This window comes from Roseixanthobacter psychrophilus (genome assembly GCF_043195195.1).
Classification (GTDB): Bacteria; Pseudomonadota; Alphaproteobacteria; order Rhizobiales; family Xanthobacteraceae; genus NCEH01.
Genome location: NZ_JBAFWT010000010.1, coordinates 119,589 through 144,814 on the forward strand (window position 1 = coordinate 119,589; position 25,226 = coordinate 144,814).

Genomic DNA, 25,226 nt, shown 5'->3' on the forward strand with positions numbered 1-25,226 from the left:
AGAGGCAGATGGACGAGACCTTGAAGGACCTCGCGGTTCACGTTTCGGGCGCGCTCGGTGAAGCGGTCCGCGCGTCGCATATCGCGTTCGGCGAGTTGACCCTCGAAGTGGAGGGGGCGCAGATCGTGAAAGTCGCAAGCTTCCTGCGCGATGATCCGACATGCCTGTTCCACTGCATCGTGGACGTGTGTGGGGCTGATTATCCCGCGCGTGAACAGCGGTTTGACGTCGTCTATCATCTGCTCTCGCTCAAGCATAACATGCGCATTCGCCTGAAAGTGCATACCGACGAGGCGACCCCCGTTCCTTCAATCTGCGGTGTTTATCCTGGCGCGAACTGGTTCGAGCGGGAAGCCTACGACATGTATGGCATCCTGTTCACGGGCCATCCCGAACTGCGCCGGCTGCTGACGGATTACGGCTTCGACGGCCATCCCCTGCGCAAGGACTTCCCGCTGACCGGCTTCGTCGAGGTGCGCTACGACGATGAGGCCAAGCGCGTGATTTACGAGCCCGTGCGACTGCCGCAGGAATTCCGCAACTTCGACTTCCTCTCCCCGTGGGAGGGCGTCGAATATGTTCTGCCCGGCGACGAAAAGGCTGCGTCGCAGCCCGGCGCCCCCAAGGCGAGCTGAAGGAGCGCCCCATGGCCCAGACCCTCGACTCGCCCAAGGCCGGTGCACCGGTCCGCAATTTCCAGATCAATTTCGGCCCGCAGCACCCGGCGGCGCACGGCGTGCTGCGCCTGGTGCTGGAGCTGAACGGCGAAGTGGTGGAGCGCGTCGATCCGCATATCGGTCTGCTGCATCGCGGCACCGAAAAGCTGATCGAGGCCAAGACCTATCTTCAGGCCGTGCCTTATTTCGACCGGCTCGATTATTGCGCGCCGATGAACCAGGAGCACGCCTTTTGCTTGGCGGTGGAGAAACTTCTCGGCATCGAGGTTCCGATCCGCGGGCAGCTTATCCGCGTGCTGTATTCCGAAATCGGCCGCTTGCTGTCGCACATCCTGAACGTCACTACGTTCGCCATGGACGTGGGCGCACTCACCCCGCCGCTCTGGGGTTTTGAGCAGCGCGAGCGCCTCATGATGTTCTATGAGCGCGCCTCTGGCAGCCGCATGCATGCCGCCTATTTCCGGCCGGGCGGCGTCCATCAGGATCTGCCGACGCAGTTGGTGGAAGATATCGGCGCCTTCTGCGATCCCTGCCTTAAGACCCTGGACGATCTCGACGCCCTCGTGACCGGCAACCGCATCTTCAAGCAGCGCACCGTCGATATCGGCGTGGTGAGCCTGGAGGAGGCGCAGGCCTGGGGTTTCTCCGGCGTGATGGTGCGCGGCTCCGGTGCCGCGTGGGATCTGCGCCGGGCGCAGCCCTATGAATGCTATTCCGAACTGGAATTCGACATCCCCATCGGCAAGCACGGCGATTGCTATGATCGCTACGTGGTCCGGATGGAAGAGATGCGTCAGTCGATCAAGATCATGAAGCAGTGCGTGCAGCGCCTGCTGAAGACGCCGGGGCCGGTGGCCACGGTCGACAATAAGGTGGTGCCGCCCAAGCGGGGCGAGATGAAGCGCTCAATGGAAGCGCTGATCCACCATTTCAAGCTCTATACCGAAGGCTATCACGTACCGGCGGGCGACGTTTACGCCGCGGTGGAAGCGCCGAAAGGCGAGTTCGGCGTTTACCTGGTCGCTGACGGCACCAACAAGCCATATCGCTGCAAGATCCGCGCACCCGGTTTTGCCCATCTCCAGGCCATGGATTTCCTTTGTCGCGGCTACATGTTGGCCGATGTCTCGGCGATCCTCGGCTCCCTCGACATCGTGTTCGGGGAGGTGGATCGGTGATCAGCCTCTCAGATAATTCCTGTGTCCCTGATGGCATCGCCGTTCCCGGCGATGCCTACCCTGCTTGTCACATTGTCAGCCCGGGAAGCCGCTGATGTCCGTCCGCCGCCTCGCAGCTGAACAGCCCGCAAGCTTCGCCTTCACGGCGGAGAATGATACCTGGGCCGATCGCCAAATTGCCAAATATCCAGAAGGCCGACAGGCCAGCGCCGTCATCTCACTTCTGTGGAAGGCGCAGGAGCAATGCGGCGGATGGTTGCCGGAGCCGGCGATCCGCGTGGTCGCGGAGCGGCTCGGCATGCCGAACATCCGCGTGCTGGAGATCGCCACCTTCTACACCATGTTCAATCTGGAGCCGGTGGGGCGCCACTTCGTGCAGCTCTGCGGCACCACGCCCTGCATGCTGCGTGGCGCCAACGAGCTGAAAGAGGTCTGCCAGCGCAAGATCGGACCGGAGCGTCATGTTTCGGCTGATGGTGCGCTGTCCTGGCTGGAAGTGGAATGTCTTGGCGCCTGCACCAACGCGCCCATGGTTCAGATCAATTACGATTATTTCGAGGACCTGAGCCCCGAGATCCTGGAGAAGATCCTTGATGATCTCGCCGCCGGCCGCCCGGTGAAGCCGGGTCCGCAGACCGGCCGCCAGTTCTCCGCGCCGGCAGGGGATCTGACCTCGCTCACCGATCCGCAGATCTATGAGCCGCGTGCTGCCGAAGCCGCCGTGGCGGCGGCCGACGAGCAGCCGGATCTGTTGCAGGCCGGCCGTCCGGGCGCGGCCGTTGAGACACCGGGTGACCCGGTGGGCATCGCCTCGGCCGCCCAGGAAAAGGCCGTGAACGGCCAGCACGCCGGCGAAAAGCGGGAAGAGGTGGCACGCGCCGCCCAGGAGAGCAGCCCCTCCGTGACGGGCTCCAAGCGCGAGGCGCCGAAGACCGGCACCGGCGTGCGCGATCCGGAGGCTTGAGCCATGCTCCAGGACAAGGACCGCATCTTCACCAATCTCTACGGGCTGCATGACTGGGGCCTGAAGGGCGCACTGGCGCGCGGCAATTGGGACGGCACCAAGGGCATTCTGGAAAAGGGCCGCGACTGGATCATCAATGAGATGAAGGTCTCGGGGCTGCGCGGCCGTGGCGGCGCCGGCTTCTCGACCGGCCTCAAATGGTCCTTCATGCCCAAGCAGTCCGACGGACGCCCCCATTATCTGGTGGTGAACGCCGACGAATCCGAGCCGGGCACCTGCAAGGACCGGGAGATCATGCGGCATGATCCGCATCTCCTGATTGAAGGCTGCCTCATCGCCTCCTTCGCGATGGGCGCGCACGCCGCCTATATTTATGTGCGCGGCGAATATGTGCGCGAGCGCGAGCAGCTCGAAGCGGCCGTTGAGCAGGCCTATGAGGCCAAGCTCATCGGCAAGGACAATGTCCACGGCTATCCCTTCGACCTCTATGTCCACCACGGCGCCGGCGCCTATATCTGCGGTGAAGAAACCGCGCTGCTGGAGAGCCTGGAAGGCAAGAAGGGCATGCCGCGGCTGAAGCCGCCGTTCCCCGCCAACATGGGCCTCTATGGCTGCCCGACCACGGTCAACAACGTGGAATCGATCGCGGTCGCGCCCGACATCCTGCGGCGCGGCGCGGCCTGGTTCGCCGGCATCGGGCGTCCGAACAATGTCGGCACCAAGCTGTTCGGCATTTCCGGCCACGTGAATACGCCGTGCGTGGTCGAGGACGCCATGGGTACGCCATTCAAGGAATTGATCGAGCGCCACGGCGGCGGCATTCGCGGCGGCTGGGACAATCTGCTCGCCATCATCCCCGGTGGCGCGTCCTGCCCCGTGATCCCGGCCGACCAGTGCGAAGACCTGATCATGGATTTTGACGGCACCCGCGCCGCCAAATCCAGCCTCGGCACCGCCGGCATCCTGGTGATGGACAAGTCCACGGATATCGTGCGGGCGATCGCGCGGATCTCTTACTTCTTCAAGCATGAGAGCTGCGGCCAGTGCACGCCGTGCCGCGAGGGCACGGGCTGGATGTGGCGGGTGCTGAACCGCATGGCCGAAGGCCGCGCGCAGAAGCGCGAGATCGATTTGCTGCTCGAAGTGACCACCCAGATCGAAGGCCACACCATCTGCGCGCTCGGCGACGCAGCGGCTTGGCCGGTCCAGGGCCTGATCCGACACTTCCGTCATGAGATCGAGAAGCGCATCGACCAATATGCGGCCAATCCCCATTCCGACCCGGTGCACATGCCGGTCGCGGCGGAGTGAGGCATGGCCGACGAACCGGATAGCTCCCTCTTGACTCTCGTGCGCCGGATCGACGTGCGCACCGAGCGAATGGCGGAGGATATCCATCATCTGGAAGTTCGCGTGACCGCGCTTGAGGAGGCCGTTGTGGAAAACAGTCGCCGCTTCGAACGCCTGGAACACCGCGTCGGCCGGATCGAGCGTGTGCTTGATCCGATCGATTTGCAGTAGGGACCTGTCATGGCCAAGCTGATTGTCGACGGCACCGAGGTAGACGTCCCCGCCGAATACACGCTGTTGCAGGCGTGTGAGGTCGCCGGCGTCGAGATTCCGCGCTTCTGCTTCCATGAACGGCTGTCCATCGCCGGCAATTGCCGCATGTGCCTGGTGGAAGTGAAGGGCGGTCCCCCCAAGCCCACGGCGTCCTGTGCCATGGCGGTGAAGGATCTGCGTCCCGGCCCCAATGGCGAGCCGCCGGTGGTGCTCACCAAGAGCCCCATGGTGAAGAAGGCCCGCGAAGGGGTGATGGAGTTCCTGCTCATCAACCACCCGCTGGATTGCCCGATCTGCGACCAGGGCGGCGAGTGCGATTTGCAGGACCAGGCCATGGCCTATGGCGTGGACACCTCCCGCTTCGCCGAAAACAAGCGGGCGGTGGAAGACAAGTACATTGGCCCGCTGGTGCGGACCTCGATGAACCGGTGCATCCATTGCACCCGCTGCGTGCGCTTCACCACCGAAGTCGCCGGCGCGGCCGACCTCGGCGCCATCGGGCGCGGCGAGGACATGGAGATCACCACCTATCTCGAACACGCCATGCATTCGGAATTGCAGGGCAATGTGGCGGACCTCTGCCCGGTGGGGGCGCTGACCCACAAGCCCTACGCGTTCCATGCGCGTCCGTGGGAACTGACGAAGACCGAGTCCGTGGACGTGATGGATGCGGTCGGCTCGAACATCCGCATCGATACCCGCGGCCGTGAAGTGATGCGCATTCTCCCGCGCACCAATGATGCGGTGAACGAGGAATGGATTTCCGACAAGACCCGCTATGTGTGGGACGGTTTGAAGTCCCAGCGCCTCGATCGCCCCTATGTACGCAAGGACGGGCGTCTCGTGCCGGCCACCTGGACCGAGGCCTTCGACGTGATCGCCGCCAAGGTGAAGGCGACGGCGCCGGCCCGCATAGGCGCGATCCTGGGCGATCTCGCCAGCGTCGAAGAAGCCTTCGCCCTGAAGGGGCTGTTCGATAAGCTCGGCTCGAAGAACATCGACGCGCGCCAGGACGGCGCGGCGCTCACCCCCGCGCTCGGCCGCGCCACCTACGTCTTCAATGCCGGCATTGACGGCATCGAGGCGGCGGACGCGATCTTGCTCATCGGCACCGACCCGCGCCATGAGGCGAGCGTGCTCAATGCCCGCATCCGCAAGCGCTGGCGGGCCGGCGGGCTGAAGGTGGGCGTGATTGGTCCGCGCGTGGACCTCACCTATCCCTATGAATATCTTGGGGCTGGCCCCGAGACGCTCGCTGAACTGGCTGGCGCCGGCACCTTCGCCGAGGCGCTCAAGGCGGCCGAGCGGCCGCTGGTGATCGTGGGACAGGGGGCTGTCGCACGGTCTGACGGTGCGGCCGTGCTCTCGCTCGCGGCCCGCGTGGCGGTTGCTGTGGGAGCGGTGAAGGACGGCTGGAACGGCTTTGCGGTGCTGCAAACCGCGGCCGCCCGTGTCGGGGCGCTCGATGTGGGCTTCGTGCCCGGCGAGGGCGGTCTAGACGTGGCGGGAATGACCGCCGCTGGCGCGCTGGACGTGGCCTTCCTTCTTGGCGCGGACGAGGTGGACGTGGCGCCCGGCGCCTTCGTCGTCTATCTCGGCACCCATGGTGATCGCGGCGCCCACCGGGCGGATGTGATCCTTCCGGGCGCGGCCTATCCAGAAAAATCCGGCATCTATGTGAACACCGAGGGGCGTCCCCAGTTCGCCAATCGCGCGGCCTTCCCGCCAGGGGATGCGCGCGAGGATTGGGCGGTGCTGCGGGCGCTCTCCGAGGTGGTCGGACACAGGCTACCGTATGATACGCTCTCGGCTTTGCGCGCGGCCATGGTCGCGGCGCATCCTCATCTCGGCCGGCTCGATCAAGTAGAGCCAGCGGATGCGGCCGCGATCGCCGCATTGGCCGCGATCGGCGGGGCAACGGACAAGGGTGCGTTCGTCTCAACGATCGGTGATTTCTTCCTGACCAACCCCATTGCGCGGGCCTCCGCCGTGATGGCCGAATGCTCGAAACTTCGGCTCGGCAGCGATGCCGTGGCGGCGGAGTAGGACTATGGCGGGCGGGACACGAAACAGGACGCTGGATGAGCGGGCCTCGGCCTGCTGGACGCCGGTCGGGCATGCGCCCTGCCGGATGACGGATTGAGGGGCGGGAAGAACCCATGAGCTGGCAGGATACCCTTATCCAGGTGCTGATTATCCTCGGTGCGAGCCTCGCACTGCTGGTGGCACTGCTGATTTTTATCGCCTTCATCCTGTTGGCGGACCGCAAGATTTGGGCGGCGGTGCAGATGCGCCGCGGGCCCAACGTGGTTGGCCCCTTCGGCCTGCTGCAATCCTTCGCCGACCTTCTGAAGTTTGTGCTGAAGGAGCCGATCATTCCGGCGGGCTCCAACAAGGGCATCTTCATCCTGGCGCCGCTGGTCAGCTGCGTGCTCGCGCTCTCGGCCTGGGCGGCCATTCCGCTGGCTTCCGGCTGGGTGATTGCCGACCTGAACATCGGCATTCTCTACATTTTCGCCATTTCCTCGCTCGGCGTGTACGGCATCATCATGGCCGGCTGGGCATCGAACTCGAAGTATCCGTTCCTGGCTGCGCTGCGCTCGGCGGCGCAAATGGTGTCCTACGAAGTGTCCATCGGCTTCGTCATCATCACCGTGCTGATGTGCGCAGGATCGCAAAACCTCTCCGCGATCGTCGAAGCGCAGAACGGCCGGCTGGGTTTGCTGAACTGGTATTTCCTGCCGCTGCTGCCGATGTTCGTGATCTTCCTGGTCTCGGCGCTCGCGGAAACCAACCGCCCGCCGTTCGACCTGGTGGAAGCGGAATCCGAGCTCGTCGCCGGCTTCATGGTGGAATATTCCTCCACCCCCTACCTGCTGTTCATGCTGGGCGAATACGTGGCGATCATGACCATGTGCGCGCTGGGCACGATCCTGTTCCTCGGCGGCTGGCTCTCGCCGCTGCCGTTTGCCCCCTTCACCTGGGTGCCGGGGATCATCTGGTTCGTGCTGAAGCTGTGCTTCATGTTCTTCCTTTTCGCGATGGCCAAGGCGATGGTGCCCCGGTATCGCTACGACCAGCTGATGCGCCTCGGCTGGAAGATCTTCCTGCCGATTTCTCTGGTGGCCGTAGTGGTGGTGGCGAGCGTCCTTCACTTCACCGGGACGGCGCCCCAATGATCGAGATCTCTGACTTTTCATTCGGCCGCGTCGGCGCGGCGGGAGCGACGCCATGAAGCTGGATCAAGCGGCCCGCGCCGTTTTCCTCACCGAGTTTCTCTCGGGTTTTGTGCTCGCCATGCGCTATTTCTTTGCGCCCAAGGCGACCATCAACTACCCGTTCGAGAAGAATCCCATCTCGCCGCGCTTCCGGGGCGAGCATGCGTTGCGCCGCTATCCCAATGGGGAAGAGCGCTGCATCGCCTGCAAATTGTGCGAGGCCATCTGCCCCGCTCAGGCCATCACCATCGAAGCCGGCCCGCGCCGCAACGACGGCACCCGCCGCACGACGCGTTACGACATCGACATGGTGAAGTGCATCTATTGCGGCTTCTGCCAGGAAGCCTGCCCGGTGGATGCCATTGTCGAGGGGCCGAACTTCGAGTTCGCGACCGAGACCCGTGAGGAATTGTATTACGACAAGGAACGCCTGCTCGCCAATGGCGACCGGTGGGAGCGCGAGATCGCGCAGTCCATCGCGCTGGATGCTCCTTATCGGTGAGCGTTGGTCCGCATCTGCGGGCAGTTAGAGTTTGGGCTGAGGGACGCGCGTCCTGCGCGAACCCGAGACAGTGGACTTATGTGATGGGTACGGTCTATCGACGGGCCGGCCGCCACGCGCGGCCGCATAGGAGCGGTGCCACGGCGCCGCGGAGAGGGGAGCTCGGCGCATGAGTGTCGCGGCAGTGTTTTTCTATCTCTTCGCTAGCGTCCTGGTGGCGTCGGCCTTCATGGTCATATCCTCCCGCAACCCGGTCCACTCGGTCCTGTTCCTCATCCTGTGCTTCGTCAACGCGGCGGGCCTGTTCATCTTGATCGGCGTTGAGTTCCTCGCACTGATCCTCGTGGTGGTCTACGTCGGTGCAGTGGCGGTGCTCTTCCTCTTCGTCGTCATGATGCTGGACGTGGACTTCGTCGAGCTGCGGCAAGGGTTCCTGCAATATCTGCCGGTGGGCGCCCTGGTGGGCGTCGTATTTCTGGTGGAGTTGATCCTGGTGGTCGGAACCTGGGCGACCGCCCCGGCAGTAGCGCAACTGCCCAAGGCCGCGGTAGCTGGCGCGGTTGCGATCAGCAACACGAAGGCGCTCGGCTTGGTGCTCTACACCGACTATGTCTATTTCTTCGAAGCCTCGGGCATGGTCCTGCTCGTAGCGATGATTGGTGCCATCGTCCTCACGCTGCGCCACAAGGTGAACGTGAAGCGCCAGAACGTCTCCGCCCAGGTTGCCCGCACGCCCGAGACCGCCATGGAAGTGGTCAAGGTGCGTCCGGGCCAGGGCATATAGGAGGGAAAGATGGACATTTCGCTTTCCCACTATCTCACGGTCGCGGCGATCCTGTTCACGCTGGGCACGCTCGGCATTTTCCTGAACCGGAAGAACGTGATCGTCATCCTGATGTCGGTGGAGCTGATCCTGCTCGCCGTGAACATCAATCTGGTCGCCTTCTCCGCCTTCCACGGCAGCATCATCGGCCAGGTGTTCGCGCTCCTGGTGCTGACGGTCGCTGCCGCCGAGGCGGCCATCGGACTCGCCATCCTCGTGGTGTTCTACCGCAACCGCGGTTCGATCGCCGTCGAGGACATCAATGCCATGAAGGGCTGAGGCCATGTATCAGGCGATCGTCTTTCTCCCCCTCATCGGCTTCCTCATTGCGGGCCTGTTCGGCCGCGTCATCGGCGCGCGTCCGACCGAGATCATCACCACCGCATTTCTGTTCATCGCCTGCGCGCTGGCCTGGGTCGCCTTCTTCCAGGTGGGCTTCGGCGGACACGACGCGCACGTGCAGGTGATGCGCTGGATCCACGTGGGCGACCTCAAGATCGACTGGGCGTTCCGAATCGATACCATGACCGCGATCATGCTGATCGTGGTGACGACGGTCTCCTCGCTGGTTCACCTCTATTCCATCGGCTACATGCACGAGGATCCGAGCCGCCAGCGCTTCTTTGCCTATCTCTCCTTGTTCACCTTCGCCATGCTGATGCTGGTGACGGCGGACAATCTGGTCCAGCTGTTCTTCGGTTGGGAAGGCGTGGGTCTCGCCTCCTACCTGCTGATCGGCTTCTGGTATGAGAAACCCTCGGCGAATGCGGCGGCCATGAAGGCCTTCGTGGTGAACCGCGTCGGCGACTTCGGCTTCATGCTCGGCATCTTCGCCGTGTTTGTTATGACCGGTTCGGTCACCTTCGACGCGGTCTTCGCCCAGGCACCTTCGCTGGTTGGTAAGAGCATCAACTTCCTCGGCCATGCCTGGGATGCACCGACCGTCATCGCCCTACTGCTGTTCGTCGGCGCCATGGGCAAGTCGGCGCAGTTCATGCTGCACACCTGGCTGCCGGACGCGATGGAAGGGCCGACCCCAGTCTCCGCCCTCATCCATGCCGCCACCATGGTGACCGCCGGTGTGTTCATGGTGGCGCGCATGTCACCCATCTTCGAGCTCTCGCACACGGCCCTGAACGTGGTGATGCTGGTGGGCGCGACCACCGCAATGTTCGCGGCGACCGTCGCGCTGGTCCAAAACGACATCAAGAAGGTGATCGCCTATTCCACCTGTTCCCAGCTTGGCTACATGTTCGTCGCCATGGGGGCGGGCGCCTATTCCATCGGGATGTTCCACCTCTTCACCCACGCCTGCTTCAAGGCGCTCCTGTTCCTCTGCGCCGGCTCGGTCATCAATGCGATGCACCATGAGCAGGATATGCGCCACATGGGCGGGCTCTATAAGAGGATCCCCTTCACCTATGCCATGATGCTCATCGGCACCTTGGCCATCACCGGCTTTCCGTTCCTCGCGGGCTATTATTCCAAAGACGCGATCATTGAGGCGGCCTGGGCGAGCGACAACAGCTTCGCGCTTTACGGTTGGGTGATGACGGTGGGCGCCGCGGCGCTGACCTCTTTCTATTCGTGGCGTCTCATATTCATGACCTTCCATGGTCATCCCCACGACCACCACCATTATGAAGCGGCTCATGAATCGCCGCTGGCGATGACAATCCCGCTCGGCATCCTCGCTGTCGGATCGGTGCTCGCGGGCATGGTGTTCTACGGCGACTTCGTCGGCCACCATGTTCAGGACTTCTTCCGCCAGTCGATCTTCATGGGCGCCGAAAACCACATCCTGCACGAAATGCACGACGTTCCGGGTTGGGCGGCCTATGCTCCGACCGTGATGATGGCGCTCGGCTTCCTGATCGCCTACTGGTTCTATGTCCTCGATCCGAGGGTTCCCGTCGCGCTCGCGCGCAGCCAGGACGCGCTGTACCAGTTCCTGCTGAACAAGTGGTACTTCGACGAGATCTACAATTTCATCATCGTCCGTCCCGTCCTTTGGATCGGCCGCGTACTGTGGAAGCAGGGCGACGGGCGAATTATTGATGGCATGGGCCCTGACGGCGTTTCCGCCCGAGTGCTCGATGTGACGGCTTCGGTCGTGCGGCTGCAGAGCGGGTATCTCTATCACTATGCCTTCGTGATGCTGATCGGCGTCGCCGCCTTCATCACCTGGTTCATGTTCGCCGGAGTGTGACGATGACCACATGGCCCATCCTCTCCGTCGTCACCTTCCTGCCCCTGGTGGGGGCGCTGTTCATCCTGGTGGTGCGGGGTGACGATGCAGTGTCCGCCCGCAACGCCCGCTGGGTGGCGCTGTGGACGACGCTCGTCACCTTCATCGTCTCGCTGTTGTTGCTGCCGGGCTTCGACGCCAAGGCGGCCGGCTTCCAGTTTGTCGAGAAGCATCCCTGGCTTGGAGATGTCGCCGCCTATCACATGGGCATCGACGGCATCTCGCTGCCGCTGATTATCCTCACCACCTTCCTCATGCCGTTCTGCATCCTTGCGAGCTGGGACAGCATAAAGAAGCGGGTGAAGGAATATATGATCGCGTTCCTGGTGCTAGAGACCCTGATGGTCGGCACCTTCTGCGCACTCGATCTGGTGCTGTTCTACTTCTTCTTCGAAGCAGCTCTGATCCCGATGTTCCTCATCATCGGTATCTGGGGTGGCCCGCGCCGTATCTATGCCAGCTTCAAGTTCTTTCTCTATACGCTGGCCGGGTCGGTTCTGATGATGCTGGCCATCATGGCCATCTACTGGCAGGCTGGCACCACCGACGTGCCGACCCTGATGACCCATGGCTTCCCGGTGGGCATGCAGACTTGGCTATGGCTTGCCTTCTTCGCCTCGTTCGCGGTGAAGATGCCCATGTGGCCGGTGCACACCTGGCTGCCCGATGCCCACGTTGAGGCGCCCACGGCGGGCTCGGTGATCCTCGCCGGCGTGCTGTTGAAGATGGGCGGCTATGGTTTCATCCGCTTCTCCCTGCCGATGTTCCCCGAGGCGTCGCACCTGTTCGCGCCACTTGTATTCACGCTCTCCGTGATCGCGATCATCTACACGTCGCTGGTGGCGCTGGTTCAGACCGATATCAAGAAGCTGATCGCCTATTCGTCCATCGCGCACATGGGCTTCGTGACCATGGGCCTGTTCGCGATGAATGAGCAGGGGCTTCAGGGCGCGATGTTCCTGATGATCTCCCACGGCTTCGTGTCGGGCGCGCTGTTCCTGTGCGTTGGCGTGATCTACGACCGTATGCACACCCGCGACATTGCGGCCTACGGCGGCCTCGTGAAGCGGATGCCGCTCTATGCGACAGCGTTCATGATCTTCACCATGGCCAATGTCGGCCTGCCAGGCACGTCGGGTTTCGTCGGTGAATTCCTCACCATGCTGGCGGCGTTCGAGCGCAACAGTTGGATCGCCTTCTTCGCGGCGACCGGCGTGATTTTTTCGGCCGCTTACGCGCTGTGGCTCTACTGGCGCGTGATCTTCGGTCCGCTTGAGAAAGAGAACCTCAAGGGCATGCTCGATCTCAGCCCGCGCGAGATTGCCATCCTTGCCCCGCTCGTGGTGCTTACCGTGCTGTTCGGCTTCTGGCCGGCGCCGATCCTGGACATGACGTCCACGGCGGTGAATGCGGTCGTCGCCCGTACCGATACTGTCGCGTCGGCGGTGAAGACCGCCACGCTGATGTTCAGCTTCTGACCCGAGGTCGCCCGATGTCGTCCCTGCCTCCGCTCGGCGCCGTTCTTCCCGAAGTTACGCTCGCCGTCTCGGCGATCGTGCTGCTGCTGGTCGGTGCAATCCGCGGCGAAGCGGCCGCCAATCTGGTGAACGGCCTTGCCATCGCGGTGCTGGCCGCAGCCGGAATCCTGGTCCTGATCGCGCCGCACACGGCCATCTCGGCGTTCAACGGAAGCCTCGTGATCGACGATTTCAGCCGCTTCATGAAGGCGCTGGCGATCCTGGGCGCCCTCGTGTCGCTCATCCTCTCGGTGCATTGGCTCAACCGCGAGCGGCAGAGCAAGTTCGAATATCCGGTGCTCATCCTGATCGCCACGCTCGGCATGTGCATGCTGGTTTCGGCGGGGGATTTGATCGCGCTCTATCTCGGCCTCGAACTGATGAGCCTCTCGCTCTATGTGGTCGCTGCCTATAATCGCGACTCGGTGCGGTCCACCGAGGCGGGCCTTAAATATTTCGTCCTCGGCGCTCTGTCCTCGGGCATGCTGCTCTACGGGGCATCGCTGATCTACGGCTTCACGGATTCGGTGAATTTCGGCGCCATCGCAGCAGCGGCGACGTCCCCCACCCTCGGGCTGGTGTTTGGTATCGTGTTCCTGTTCGCCGGCCTCTGCTTCAAGGTGTCGGCCGTTCCGTTCCATATGTGGACACCTGACGTCTACGAGGGGGCGCCGACCCCGGTGACCACCTTCTTCGCAACCGCGCCCAAGGTCGCCGCCATGGCGGTGTTCCTGCGGGTGGCGATGGAAGCCTTCCCGCACATCACCCATTCCTGGCAGCAGATCATCACTTTCGTTTCCATCGCCTCGATGGTGCTCGGCGCCTTTGCCGCCATCGGTCAGCGCAACATCAAGCGGCTGCTCGCCTATTCCTCGATCGGTCACATGGGGTTCGCGCTCGTGGGGCTTGCTGCGGCCACCCCCCAGGGCATTCGTGGCGTTCTTATCTATATGGCCATTTATGTGGCGATGACGCTGGGCAGCTTCGCCTGCGTCCTGTCCATGCGCCGCAATGGCAATGCAGTGGAAAATGTGGACGAGCTGGCGGGCCTAGCACGCACCAATCCCATGATGGCGTTGCTGCTGGGGGGGCTCATGTTCTCTCTGGCCGGAATTCCTCCGCTCGCGGGATTCCTGGCGAAATATTATGTCTTCCTCGCGGCGATTGAAGCGGGGCTGTATGGCCTCGCGGTGATCGGCGTGCTCGCCTCGGTTGTGGGGGCGTATTATTACCTACGCATCGTCAAGATCATGTATTTTGACGAGCCGGCGGAGGCTTTCGACCCCATGCCCGGCGAACTGAAGGCGGTACTCGGCCTTTCCGGCCTGTTCACCATCTTCTATTTCGTCTATCCCTCGCCGCTGATCAATGCGGCCGGCGTGGCCGCCCGGGCACTTTTCTGAACTATGGCGGCGCAGCGTTTCCAAAGCTCCACGATTCCCATCGTCCGATTCACCGAGATTGGTTCGACCAATGCGGAAGGCCTCGCGCGGATTTCCCGCGGCGAGGCCATGCCCGTTTGGCTCGTCGCCGATATCCAGAGCGCGGGTCGCGGCCGGCGCGGTCGCCCGTGGACCTCGGAGCTTGGCAACCTGTTTGCCACCCTGGTGCTGCCGAACCCCGCGCCGATCGCCTATCTGGCGCAGCTCTGCTTCGTCGCGGGTTTGGCGCTGCGGGATGCGGTGCTGGCCGCAGCGCCATTGCTGACGACGGACGGATTGAAACTGAAATGGCCCAACGACCTGATGCTGGACGGCGGCAAGCTCGCCGGCATCCTGGTTGAGGGCGGCACCGACGCGGCGGGGCGCCCGGCGGCGGTCATCGGCTTCGGCGTCAATTGCCTGCATCATCCCGAGGATCTTCCCTATCGCGCCACCAGCCTTGAAGCGGCCGGCGCGCCGACCGCACCTGACCGGGTGCTGGAAGCCCTAGACCGGTCCATGGCTGTGCGACTCAACCAATGGAATGGCGGCAACGGCTTTCCCTCGGTGCGGACGGACTGGATGCGCCATGCCCTTGCCATCGGCGACACCGTCGCGGTGCGTATTGGCGAGCGGGAAGTGACAGGACGATTTGAGAGCATCGATGCTCGCGGCGCCATGATGTTGCGGCGGCGGGATGGAATTGCAGAGATCATCACCGCCGGCGATGTCTCCCTGCCGAAGGCGGAATGATAGGTCACATGGCGGAAAATAATGAGCTCGTCTTCGCACCCCTTGGAGGGGTCGGCGAGATCGGCATGAATCTTGGTCTCTACGGTTTCGGCCCGCGGCGTGCTCGCAAATGGCTGATGATGGACCTCGGGATGAGCTTTGCCGGCGACGAGGCCCCCGGCGTGGATCTCGTGCTGCCGGACATCCGATTTCTTGAGAAGGAAAAGGCCAATATCGTTGGCCTGATTCTCACCCATGGCCATGAGGACCATGTGGGTGCGGTGCTTGACCTGTGGCCGCGGCTGAAATGTCCGGTCTACACCACCGCCTTCACTGCCGGCCTGCTGGAAGCGAAGCGCTGGGGCGAGCCGGGGGCGCCGAATATTCCGGTAACGGTCGTGCGCGCGGGAGCGCGGACGCATATCGGCCCGTTCGAGGTCGAGTTCATTCCGGTCGCCCATTCCATTCCCGACAGCAACGCCATCGCAATCCGCACGTCTCTCGGCCTGGTGCTGCATACCGGTGACTGGAAGCTCGATCCGACTCCCGTGGTTGGCTCCGTCACCGACATTGCTCGCCTGCAGGCGCTCGGAGATGAGGGTGTGCGGGCCATCATCTGCGATTCCACCAATGCCATTCGCGAGGGGGTCTCCCCCTCGGAGGCGGATGTCGGCGCGACGCTGAAGGAGATCGTCGCCAATGCGAAGCATCGCATCTGCTTCACGACCTTTTCCTCCAATGTGGCGCGGATCCGTTCCATTGCAGAGGCCGCCTTGGCGGCCGATCGCGAAGTGGTGGTGGTGGGGCGCGCCATGGAGCGGGTGATCGGTGTCGCGCGCGAGCACGGTATGTTGGACGGCATCCCGCCGTTCCGCGGCGCGGATGCCTATGGCTATCTGCCGCGCGACAAGGTCGTGGCTCTTCTCACCGGCTCGCAGGGTGAGCCCCGCGCAGCCCTCAGTCGCATCGCCACGGACGACCATCCCGAAATCGCGCTCTCCAAGGGCGACCTCGTCGTGTTCTCCTCGCGCACTATTCCCGGCAACGAAAAGGTCGTGAACACGGTCATCAACGGGCTTGTGAAGCGCGGCGTCCGTGTGATGACGGACCGCGATGCGCTGGTCCATGTCTCCGGCCATCCCCGGCGCGGCGAACTGGAACAGATGTATGGCTGGGTGCGTCCGCAGGTGTCCGTGCCGGTGCATGGCGAGCCGCTGCACCTCGCGGAGCATGCGAGCTTGGCGCGCGGCCTTGGTGTGCCGGAAGTGGTGAGTTGCTTCGACGGCAATGTGATCCGGCTTGCGCCTGGCCCGGCCGAACGGGTGGACGATATTCCCTTCGGTCGCCTTTACAAGGATGGCCGCCTGCTGGTGTCTGACACCGCGTCGACAATCCCAGAGCGTCGCCGCCTTGGCTATGTCGGTGTCGTATCGGTAGCCGTCGCAATTGATCAGAAGGGCGGCCTGGTGGGAGAGCCGGCCCTCGAACTGACCGGAATTCCCGAGCGGGGGGAGGGCGGCATAGACATGCTGGACCACGTCTTCGATACGGTGGTGGCGACTATGAACGGCCTGCCACGCGCCCGCCGTCGCGACCCGGACGCCCTCGCCGAAACCATCGAGCGCGCGGTGCGAGCTGCGGTGAACGGCCTCTGGGGCAAAAAACCGGTTTGCCACGTTCATATTCTCGAAGTTTGATAGGGCGGTCCGGCAGGCAACAGCGACGCCGTCGAAATGTAAGCGGGAGGGGTGCGATGATCGGCCGGCTCAATCATGTGGCCATAGCAGTGCGCGATATTGCGGCGGCCTCCGCCCTCTATCGTGACACTTTGGGCGCTGACGTGTCCGAGGTGGTGCCGCAGCATGAGCATGGCGTGAGCACGGTCTTCATCAACCTGCCCAACACGAAGATTGAACTGCTGGAGCCGCTCGGCGCGGATTCGCCGATCCTGAAATTCCTGGAGCGCAATCCCGACGGCGGGATCCATCACATCTGCTACGAGGTGGAGGATATCCTTTCCGCCCGTGACCAGCTCAAGGCGACGGGTGCACGCGTGCTCGGCAGCGGCGAGCCGAGAATCGGGGCGCACGGCAAGCCGGTGCTGTTCCTGCACCCGAAGGATTTCAACGGCACGCTGGTGGAGCTGGAACAGGCGTGAGGACGCGAAACCCGTGAAGATCGGATCGATACTCGCCATTTATTTTATTGTCTGGTGGACGGTGTTGTTCGCCATCCTGCCGTTCGGTGTGCGCTCTCAAGCTGAGGCTCAGCAGGTCGAGCCCGGCACGGATCCCGGTGCACCGACGCGGCCGTTCCTGTTGCGCAAGGTGGCGGCGACCACGGTGGTGGCGGCCATCGTCACCTTTGGCCTGTTTTATATCGTGATGAACGGCATCCTCACCCTGGAGGATTTCCCCATGCCGTTCAGCGTTGACGAATAAGGGCTTGTGCTCGTGTCGGTCGTTAGCAAGGCCGGTGAGAACAAAAAAGGCGAGACCAGAGTCTCGCCTTTTTCGTTTCCAAGCACTTTATTGTGGTTCGCAGCGGGTGCAGCCGCTCGATCCTTCAGTGCTGCCGTTCCCGAATTTCGCGCGCCTTCATTGACGGTCGTCGGTCGGCTTGTTGTTTAGGATCCTCCCGAGACTCGGACCCTCCCCATCGCGTCGCTCGGACGCAATGGCGGTCCCCTTTCTTTTGGCCAGCCCAAAGTAGAACAAGATTTACCGCTTTGTCATCCTTGCGCCGCAATAGATGATTTGCTGCGTCGCAGCACGGGCGGGATCGGGGCGGGCTTGTATTTTGCCGACCGTTCCGCTTTCTCTCCGTCACGCCTTTGAAACGTCCAGCCGCAGAGTCATCCAGATGCGCTTGTCTCGCTATTTTCTGCCGATCCTTCGCGAAGTACCGAAGGAGGCGGAGATCGTTTCGCACCGGCTCATGCTGCGCGCCGGCATGGTGCGGCAGGAGAGCGCGGGCATCTATGCCTGGCTTCCCCTCGGTCACCGGGTGCTGACCAAGATCTGCAACATTATCCGCGAGGAGCAGAATCGCGCCGGTGCTATCGAACTGCTGATGCCAACCATCCAGTCGGCGGATCTGTGGCGCGAGAGCGGTCGCTATGACGATTACGGCAAGGAGATGCTGCGCATCCGCGACCGTCATGAACGCGAGATGTTATTCGGCCCCACCAATGAGGAAATGATCACCGAGATCGTGCGGGCGTACGTGAAATCCTACAAGAGCCTGCCTCTGAACCTTTACCATATTCAGTGGAAGTTCCGGGACGAGGTGCGCCCGCGCTTCGGCGTTTATCGCTCGCGCGAGTTTTTGATGAAGGACGCCTATTCCTTCGACCTCGATGCGGAAGGCGCCCGCCATTCCTACAACAAGATGTTCGTCGCCTATTTGCGCACCTTCTCGCGGATGGGGCTGAAAGCGATTCCCATGGTGGCCGATACCGGGCCGATCGGCGGCAATCTCTCGCATGAGTTCATCATTCTTGCCTCCACCGGCGAGAGCGAGGTGTTTTGTCACGCCGATTATCTCGACCTCGCCCCGCCGGCCGCCGACGTGAATTTCGATGACGCTGGCCAGCTCCAGGGCGTGTTCGACCAGTGGACGACCCTCTATGCCGCGACCTCGGAGAAACACGACGAGGCAGCCTTCGCTGCGATTCCCGAGCCGCGCCGCATGGCCGCCCGCGGCATTGAGGTGGGCCATATCTTCTATTTCGGCACGAAATATTCCGATCCCTTCGGCGCCAAGGTTCAGGGACCGGATGGTGCCGAGCACCCCATTCACATGGGGTCTTACGGAATTGGTCCCTCGCGCCTCGTTGCGGCCATGATCGAGGCCTCCCACGACGAGAACGGGATCATCTGGCCGGATGCGGTGGCGCCCTTCCAGGTCGGCATTCTCAACCTCAAGGTGGGTGATGCCGCGGTCGATGGCGCCTGCAATGAGCTTTATGCCAAGCTCACCGCCAGCGGTGTCGACGTGCTGCTGGATGATACCGAGGAACGGGCGGGCGGCAAGTTCGCGACCGCCGATCTCATCGGGCTGCCTTGGCAGATCCTGGTGGGTCCCAAGAGCCTTGCTGAGGGCAAGGTGGAATTGAAGCGCCGCTCGGACGGCTCGCGCGAGCTGATGTCGATCGCGGACGCTTATGAAAGGCTCAAGAAATGACGGGAGGCCAGCGCATGGCTCCAGCTTCTGCGGCCCGCACGGCTGAGCCGTCGGGCACGCGGCCGTTCTCGGCCTTCGAGTGGATGCTGTCCTTGCGCTATTTGCGGGCACGCCGCAAAGAGGGCTTCATCTCGGTCATCGCCGGTTTTTCCTTCCTCGGCATCGTGCTCGGGGTGGCGACTCTCATCATCGTCATGGCGGTGATGAACGGCTTTCGGCAGGAATTGCTGGGCAAGATCCTGGGCCTCAACGGCCATCTGCTGGTGCAGCCCCTGGAGACGCCGCTGACCGACTACATCGCGGTTGCGGACAGAATCGCAAAGCTCAAGGGCGTGCGTCTCGCCGTGCCGCTGGTGGAGGGGCAGGCTTTGGCCTCCTCTCCCTATAATGCCAGTGGCGTGTTGGCGCGTGGGATGTCGGAACAAAACCTGCGCGGTCTACCGTCCATTGCGAACAACATCCGCCAGGGCACCCTTGAGGGCTTCGACCAGGGGCAGGGGGTGGCGATCGGCAAACGCCTTGCCGACCAATTGTCGCTGCGGGCAGGGGACAACATCACCCTGGTGGCGCCGCGCGGAGCGGTGACGCCCATGGGCACCTCGCCGCGCATCAAGGTCTATAAGATCGCCGCGGTATTCGAGATCGGCATGTCGGAATACGACAGCGCCTTCCTGTTTATGCCGCTGCCCGAGGCGCAGGCTTATTTCAATCGCCCGAACGACGTGAACGCCATCGAGGTCTATATCGACAATCCCGACGACGTCGCGATTCTCAAGCCGGCAATCCAGGCGGCGGCGGAGCGGCCGGTCTATCTCGTGGACTGGCGGCAGCGCAACGCCACCTTCTTCAATGCGCTCCAGGTCGAGCGCAACGTGATGTTTCTCATCCTTACGCTGATCGTGCTGGTGGCGGCGCTGAACATCGTGTCCGGTCTCATCATGCTGGTGAAGGACAAGGGGCGAGACATCGCGGTGTTGCGGACCATGGGCGCGACCCAGGGATCGATTATGCGCGTGTTCCTCATCACCGGCGCGAGCATCGGCGTGGTGGGAACTCTCGTGGGTCTCGCGCTGGGCGTTCTGGTGTGCCTCAATATCGAGGAGATCCGCCGCTTCATCTCCTATCTCACCTCGACCGAGCTGTTCTCGCCGGAGCTGTATTATCTCAGCCGCCTGCCGGCGGAGATGAATGCCGGGGAAACAACCTCGGTCGTGGTGATGGCGCTTGTGCTGTCGCTGCTCGCGACCCTTTATCCCTCCTGGCGAGCCGCTCGGCTCGATCCGGTGGAAGCGTTGAGATACGAGTGATGGCAGTCTCCCCCTTTCAGACCGAGCCAGCCCCCCCGGCCCTAGCGCTTGCCGGGGTCGGGCGGCGCTACATCCAGGGTGCCGGCACCATCGAAGTCCTGCGCGGTGCCGATTTAGTTGTGGAACGCGGGCAATCGGTGGCGCTGGTGGCGCCTTCGGGATCCGGCAAGTCCACGCTTCTGCATATGGCAGGGCTGCTGGAGCATCCCGACGAGGGCGAGGTGTTCATCGACGGCCAGCCGACCGTCAAGCTCCCGGATCGCGAGCGCACCCGCATGCGGCGGGTGCATGTCGGCTTCGTCTACCAGTCCCACAATCTGCTAGCGGAATTCTCGGCGCTGGAAAACGTGATGATGCCGCAGATGATCCGCGGCCTCACGAAGAAGGACGCGGCGGCGCGGGCGAAGGATCTGCTGAGCTATCTGGGCCTGGGCCATCGCCTCGTCCATCGCCCGTCTGAGCTTTCCGGCGGCGAACAGCAGCGTGTCGCCATTGCCCGGGCGCTCGCTAACGCGCCGCGCCTGCTTTTAGCCGACGAGCCGACCGGCAATCTCGATCCCAAGACCTCCGACCACGTATTCGGCGCCCTGGCGGAACTGGTCCACGCCACCGGCGTCGCCGCCATCATCGCCACTCACAATCTGCAATTGGCGGCACGCATGCACCGGCGGGTTACTGTAATCGATGGACGTATCGTCGAGTTGGAGTGAGGCTTCGGCCCGCACTCTTCAGCGCATGGCAACCAGAACCGCGCCGCCGGCGATCAGGGCGACACCGAGCCAATTGGTGGCGGAAAGCCGTTCGCCGAGAAAAATCGCGCCGAATATCGCGACCATGACCACGCTCAGCTTGTCCAGCGGGGCCACCTGACCGGCATCGCCGATCTGGAGTGCCCGGAAATAGCACAGCCAGGAAGCGCCTGTGGCGCACCCCGACAGGACCAGGAAAAGCCAGGTCTTGGAGGAAATGGTGTCGAGCGGCTGCCACGCGTTTCCGCCGACGACCACCAAAGTGATGATCGCGAGGATCACGATGGTGCGGATGAGGGTTGCGAGGTCGCTGTGCACAGCGCTGACGCCCACCTTGCCGAAGATGGCCGTCAGCGCTGCAAATATGGCGGCCCCAAGCGCCCAGAACTGCCAGCTGCCGATGAAGGTCCGCATCTCGTTACCCCGTCTTCTCACGTGCGCGGGGAAATGCCGGGGATCAAGGGCGACTGGCAAATGGAAAGTTGCACTTGCCCTTGGCGGTTGGGCGTCCGATCTGGGGTAGAATGCGAGATCGCGACTCGTGCGCGGCCTCCGCGCGTATCGCTCTGGAAGATTCATGCGCACTCCCGGCTTCGTCCATCTCCATGTCCATTCCTCCTATTCCCTGCTGGAGGGGGCGCTCTCGATCGGCAAGCTGGCCGACTTGGCTAAGGCTGATGCGCAGCCCGCTTTGGCCCTGACCGACACCGGCAATCTGTTCGGCGCGTTGGAATTCTCGGAGAAGATGGCCGGGTCCGGCATTCAGCCCATCATGGGATGTTCGCTGGCGGTGGACCTCGTGGAAGCAGCTGGCCCGCGCGGTGCCCTTCCGCCGAAGAAGCCGCGCCTGGTTCTTCTGGCCGCCCGCGAAATCGGTTGGCGCAATCTGATGAAGCTGGTCTCACGCGCCTTCATGGAGACGCCGAGCGATGAGGAATCGCGCATCTCCCTCGATTGGCTGCGGGAGGCCAACGAGGGACTGATTGCCCTGACGGGCGGCCCCAATGGCCCCGTCGACCGGGCGCTTGCCGCCGGCCATGCCGATCTGGCCGCCGACCGGCTCGACATGCTGCGCGAGATGTTCGGTGATCGCTTCTATGTGGAACTCCAGCGCCACGGGATGGAGCGAGAGCGCATCGTCGAGCCGCAATTGCTGGATCTTGCCTATTCCCGTGCGCTGCCTCTGGTGGCCACTAACGAGCCGTTCTTCGGTTCTCATGGCGATTACGAGGCCCACGATGCGCTCGGCTGCATCGCCGAGGGGCGCGTAGTGGCCGATGGCGCCCGCCCCCGCCTGACTTCCGACCACCGCTTCAAGACCCGCGAGGAGATGCTGACTCTCTTCGCCGATTTGCCCGAGGCGACGGCAAACACGGTGGAGATTGCCCAGCGCTGTGCCTATCGGGTGCGTACGGTAAAGCCGATCCTGCCCCGGTTCACTACCGGCGGCGGCGGTGGTGATGATCCGCTGGCCGAGGAGGCGGCGGAACTTGAGCGGCAGGCGCAGGAAGGGTTGGTAGCCCGTCTCGCCAAGCACGGCCCGGCGCCGGGACTGGAAGTGGCCGTCTATGAGGAGCGGCTCGCCTACGAATTGTCCGTCATCACCAAGATGAAGTTTCCCGGCTACTTCCTCATCGTGTCGGACTTCATCAAATGGGCGAAGGCGCACGACATTCCGGTGGGGCCGGGACGCGGTTCCGGTGCCGGCTCGCTGGTGGCCTATTCGCTCCAGATCACCGACCTCGATCCGTTGCGCTTCGGCCTGCTGTTCGAGCGCTTCCTCAATCCGGACCGCGTGTCCATGCCGGACTTCGACGTGGACTTCTGCCAGGAGCGCCGCGACGAGGTGATTCATTATGTGCAGCAGCGTTATGGGCGTGCGCAGGTAGCGCAGATCATCACCTTCGGTACGCTCCAGGCGCGCGGTGTGCTGCGCGACGTCGGCCGGGTGTTGGAAATGCCCTATGGCCAGGTGGATAAGCTCTGCAAGCTGGTGCCGCAGAACCCCGCCGCGCCAGTTACTCTGAAGCAGGCGATCCACGACGAGCCGCGCCTTCAGGCGGCGCAGGCTGAGGAAGAGGTGGTCAAACGCGCTTTCGACATCGCGGTGCGCCTGGAAGGGCTGAATCGCCACGCTTCGACCCATGCCGCGGGTATTGTGATTGGAGACCGACCGCTCCACGAACTGGTGCCGCTCTATCGCGATCCCAAGTCCGATATGCCGGTCACCCAGTACAATATGAAATGGGTGGAACAGGCCGGCCTCGTGAAGTTCGACTTCCTGGGCCTCAAGACCCTCACCACCATCGAAAAGGCCGTGAAGCTGGTGCACCAGCGCGGCATAGACCTCGATATTTCGAAGATTCCACTCGACGATCCCAAGACCTACGCCATGCTGGCCCGCGGCGAGACGGTGGGCGTGTTCCAGGTGGAAAGCGCGGGCATGCGCCGCGCGCTGGTGGATATGAAGGCGGACCGGGTAGAAGACCTTATCGCGCTGGTGGCCCTTTACCGTCCTGGGCCCATGGCCAATATTCCGGTCTATTGCGATTGCAAGCATGGTCGCGCGCAGCCGGACTATATCCACCCCAAGCTTGAGCCGTACCTGAAGGAGACGTTCGGCGTTATCATCTACCAGGAACAGGTGATGCAGATCGCCCAGGCGCTGGCGGGCTATTCGCTGGGCGAAGCGGATCTGCTGCGCCGTGCCATGGGCAAGAAAATCCGCGCCGAGATGGAGAAGCAACGCGAGCGTTTCGTCTCGGGCGCGAGCGAGCGGGGCGTGCCGAAGGCGCAGGCGGACACCATCTTCGACCTGCTGGCCAAGTTCGCGGACTACGGCTTCAACAAATCCCACGCGGCGGCCTATGCCCTGGTCGCTTATCAGACGGCATGGCTGAAGGCGAACTATCCGACCGAATTTCTCGCCGCCTCCATGACCCTCGACATGGGCAACACGGACAAGCTGGCGGAATTCCGCCAGGAAGCGCAGCGGCTCGGGATTGAAGTGGTTGCGCCGAACATCAATCTTTCCACACGCGAGTTCGCCGTGGTGGACGGGAAAATCGTGTACGCGATGGCCGCCATCAAGGGTGTTGGCGGCGCGGCTGTGGAGGCCCTGGTGGCGGCGCGGTCGCAGAAGCATTTCGCCTCGCTATCTGATTTCGCCGATCGCCTGCCGGCGAAGCTGGTGAACAAGCGCACGCTGGAAAGCCTGGTCGCCGCCGGCTGCTTCGACGTGCTGGAGAAGAACCGGGCGCGGGCTTTTGCCGCGCTGGATTCGATCGCCGCCCATGCCGCGCGCGAGGAGCAGGGCAGGGCGATGGGGCAGAACGATATGTTCGGCTCCGGCCCTGTGAAGGCGGATCTGCCCTTGCCGGACGCCGCGCCCTGGGAAGCAGCGGAGCGTCTTCAGCGCGAATATGACGCCATCGGCTTCTTCCTCACCGGCCATCCGCTGGATGATTATTCAGATGCCCTGCGCAAGCTGCGCGTACAGCCGTTCAATGATTTTGCCCGCGGCGTGCGCGCGGGCGCTGCGGCGGGGCGGCTCGCCGCTACCGTGGTTTCCAAGCAGGAGCGGCGCACCAAATCCGGCACGCGCATGGGCATCGTCGGCCTTTCTGACCCGTCCGGGCATTTCGAGGCGGTGATCTTCTCGGAAGGACTCGCCCATTACCGCGACCTGCTGGAGCCTGGCACGCCACTGCTGATGATGGTGAATGCGGAGCTTCAGGGGGAGGATGTGCGCGTTCGCATCCAGAGCTGCGAGCGGCTCGACGCGGCCACGGCCAAGCATCACAAGAGCCTGCGCATTTTCGTGAAATCAACGGATCCTTTGGAGGGAATCGCTAAGCGTCTCTCCGGCGGCAAAGGCGATGGCGAGGTGTGCCTTATCCTGCTGATGGACCAGGGCAAGGCCGAGGTCGAGATTCGCCTCGATGGCCGCTACCCGGTGTCACCGCAGATCGCGGGAGCCATCAAGGCGATTCCTGGCGTGGTGGCGGTCGAGGCGGCGTGAGCGCGGCAGGGGTGTGCTTATTGGCTCGGCGCTGACTGCTAGGCTCGGGCCTGCAGGTGTTATTTTGCAGGCTTGTCCAAAGCTGAACTATCCAAAAATGCGAAGACCGCGCGTCGAGATC

The 25,226-nt window shown here is 63.2% G+C and carries 22 protein-coding genes; 21 read left to right on the forward strand and 1 reads right to left on the reverse strand.

Features of this window, described 5'->3' with window-relative positions:
- Window positions 1-8: 8 nt before the first annotated feature.
- From V5F77_RS11990 to V5F77_RS12085, 20 genes are all read left to right on the forward strand, one after another.
- Complete coding sequence (locus tag V5F77_RS11990) at window positions 9-635, forward strand: NADH-quinone oxidoreductase subunit C (protein ID WP_429005578.1); 627 nt, start codon at window positions 9-11, stop codon at window positions 633-635.
- A gap of 11 nt (window positions 636-646) precedes the next feature.
- Window positions 647-1,855, forward strand: coding sequence for an NADH-quinone oxidoreductase subunit D (locus V5F77_RS11995; RefSeq protein WP_429005579.1), 1,209 nt, complete (start codon window positions 647-649; stop codon window positions 1,853-1,855).
- A 94-nt stretch (window positions 1,856-1,949) separates the two neighbouring features.
- Window positions 1,950-2,819, forward strand: coding sequence for an NADH-quinone oxidoreductase subunit NuoE (nuoE, locus tag V5F77_RS12000; protein ID WP_429005580.1), 870 nt, complete (start codon window positions 1,950-1,952; stop codon window positions 2,817-2,819).
- A gap of 3 nt (window positions 2,820-2,822) precedes the next feature.
- Window positions 2,823-4,130, forward strand: coding sequence for an NADH-quinone oxidoreductase subunit NuoF (nuoF, locus tag V5F77_RS12005; RefSeq protein WP_429005581.1), 1,308 nt, complete (start codon window positions 2,823-2,825; stop codon window positions 4,128-4,130).
- Between the two features lie 3 nt (window positions 4,131-4,133).
- Window positions 4,134-4,340, forward strand: a complete 207-nt coding sequence (locus tag V5F77_RS12010) for a hypothetical protein (protein ID WP_429005582.1) — start codon at window positions 4,134-4,136, stop codon at window positions 4,338-4,340.
- Window positions 4,341-4,349: 9 nt separating this feature from the next.
- Entirely contained in the window at window positions 4,350-6,428 is a 2,079-nt protein-coding gene (gene nuoG, locus V5F77_RS12015; RefSeq protein WP_429005583.1) for an NADH-quinone oxidoreductase subunit NuoG, read from the forward strand.
- A 113-nt stretch (window positions 6,429-6,541) separates the two neighbouring features.
- Window positions 6,542-7,561 carry an NADH-quinone oxidoreductase subunit NuoH gene (nuoH, locus tag V5F77_RS12020; protein WP_394043781.1) on the forward strand — a complete coding sequence of 340 codons (1,020 nt, stop codon included), beginning with the start codon at window positions 6,542-6,544 and terminating at the stop codon, window positions 7,559-7,561.
- Between the two features lie 52 nt (window positions 7,562-7,613).
- Window positions 7,614-8,102 carry an NADH-quinone oxidoreductase subunit NuoI gene (gene nuoI / locus V5F77_RS12025; protein ID WP_348844923.1) on the forward strand — a complete coding sequence of 163 codons (489 nt, stop codon included), beginning with the start codon at window positions 7,614-7,616 and terminating at the stop codon, window positions 8,100-8,102.
- A 169-nt stretch (window positions 8,103-8,271) separates the two neighbouring features.
- Window positions 8,272-8,886, forward strand: a complete 615-nt coding sequence (locus tag V5F77_RS12030; RefSeq protein WP_429005584.1) for an NADH-quinone oxidoreductase subunit J — start codon at window positions 8,272-8,274, stop codon at window positions 8,884-8,886.
- 9 nt (window positions 8,887-8,895) lie between these two features.
- On the forward strand, window positions 8,896-9,204 hold the full coding sequence (nuoK, locus tag V5F77_RS12035) for an NADH-quinone oxidoreductase subunit NuoK (RefSeq protein WP_429005585.1): 309 nt from the start codon (window positions 8,896-8,898) through the stop codon (window positions 9,202-9,204).
- Window positions 9,205-9,208: 4 nt separating this feature from the next.
- Window positions 9,209-11,134 (forward strand): NADH-quinone oxidoreductase subunit L, encoded by a 1,926-nt coding sequence (gene nuoL, locus V5F77_RS12040; protein ID WP_429005586.1) that lies wholly within the window; start codon window positions 9,209-9,211, stop codon window positions 11,132-11,134.
- 2 nt (window positions 11,135-11,136) lie between these two features.
- Window positions 11,137-12,651: an NADH-quinone oxidoreductase subunit M gene (locus V5F77_RS12045; RefSeq protein ID WP_429005587.1), complete on the forward strand. Its 1,515-nt coding sequence runs from the start codon at window positions 11,137-11,139 to the stop codon at window positions 12,649-12,651.
- 14 nt (window positions 12,652-12,665) lie between these two features.
- Entirely contained in the window at window positions 12,666-14,093 is a 1,428-nt protein-coding gene (gene nuoN, locus V5F77_RS12050) for an NADH-quinone oxidoreductase subunit NuoN (protein ID WP_429005588.1), read from the forward strand.
- Window positions 14,094-14,096: 3 nt separating this feature from the next.
- Window positions 14,097-14,864: a biotin--[acetyl-CoA-carboxylase] ligase gene (locus tag V5F77_RS12055; protein ID WP_429005589.1), complete on the forward strand. Its 768-nt coding sequence runs from the start codon at window positions 14,097-14,099 to the stop codon at window positions 14,862-14,864.
- Between the two features lie 8 nt (window positions 14,865-14,872).
- Window positions 14,873-16,540: a ribonuclease J gene (locus V5F77_RS12060; protein ID WP_429005590.1), complete on the forward strand. Its 1,668-nt coding sequence runs from the start codon at window positions 14,873-14,875 to the stop codon at window positions 16,538-16,540.
- A gap of 56 nt (window positions 16,541-16,596) precedes the next feature.
- Window positions 16,597-17,001: a methylmalonyl-CoA epimerase gene (gene mce, locus V5F77_RS12065; protein WP_429005591.1), complete on the forward strand. Its 405-nt coding sequence runs from the start codon at window positions 16,597-16,599 to the stop codon at window positions 16,999-17,001.
- Between the two features lie 13 nt (window positions 17,002-17,014).
- Window positions 17,015-17,284, forward strand: a complete 270-nt coding sequence (locus tag V5F77_RS12070; protein WP_429005592.1) for a DUF1467 family protein — start codon at window positions 17,015-17,017, stop codon at window positions 17,282-17,284.
- Window positions 17,285-17,705: 421 nt separating this feature from the next.
- Window positions 17,706-19,028 carry a proline--tRNA ligase gene (gene proS, locus V5F77_RS12075; protein ID WP_429005593.1) on the forward strand — a complete coding sequence of 441 codons (1,323 nt, stop codon included), beginning with the start codon at window positions 17,706-17,708 and terminating at the stop codon, window positions 19,026-19,028.
- Between the two features lie 14 nt (window positions 19,029-19,042).
- Window positions 19,043-20,335, forward strand: coding sequence for a lipoprotein-releasing ABC transporter permease subunit (locus V5F77_RS12080; protein ID WP_429005594.1), 1,293 nt, complete (start codon window positions 19,043-19,045; stop codon window positions 20,333-20,335).
- A complete protein-coding gene (locus V5F77_RS12085) occupies window positions 20,335-21,045 on the forward strand; it encodes an ABC transporter ATP-binding protein (protein WP_429005595.1) in 711 nt (236 codons plus the stop codon). Before V5F77_RS12080 ends, V5F77_RS12085 begins: the two co-directional genes overlap by 1 nt.
- Window positions 21,046-21,063: 18 nt before the next feature.
- Here the strand turns inward: V5F77_RS12085 and V5F77_RS12090 are convergent, their stop codons facing one another.
- On the reverse strand, window positions 21,064-21,498 hold the full coding sequence (locus V5F77_RS12090) for an EamA family transporter (protein ID WP_429005596.1): 435 nt from the start codon (window positions 21,496-21,498) through the stop codon (window positions 21,064-21,066).
- Window positions 21,499-21,661: 163 nt separating this feature from the next.
- Here V5F77_RS12090 and dnaE point away from each other — a divergent pair, with 163 nt between their 5' ends.
- Complete coding sequence (gene dnaE, locus V5F77_RS12095; protein WP_429005597.1) at window positions 21,662-25,105, forward strand: DNA polymerase III subunit alpha; 3,444 nt, start codon at window positions 21,662-21,664, stop codon at window positions 25,103-25,105.
- Window positions 25,106-25,226 lie beyond the last annotated feature (121 nt).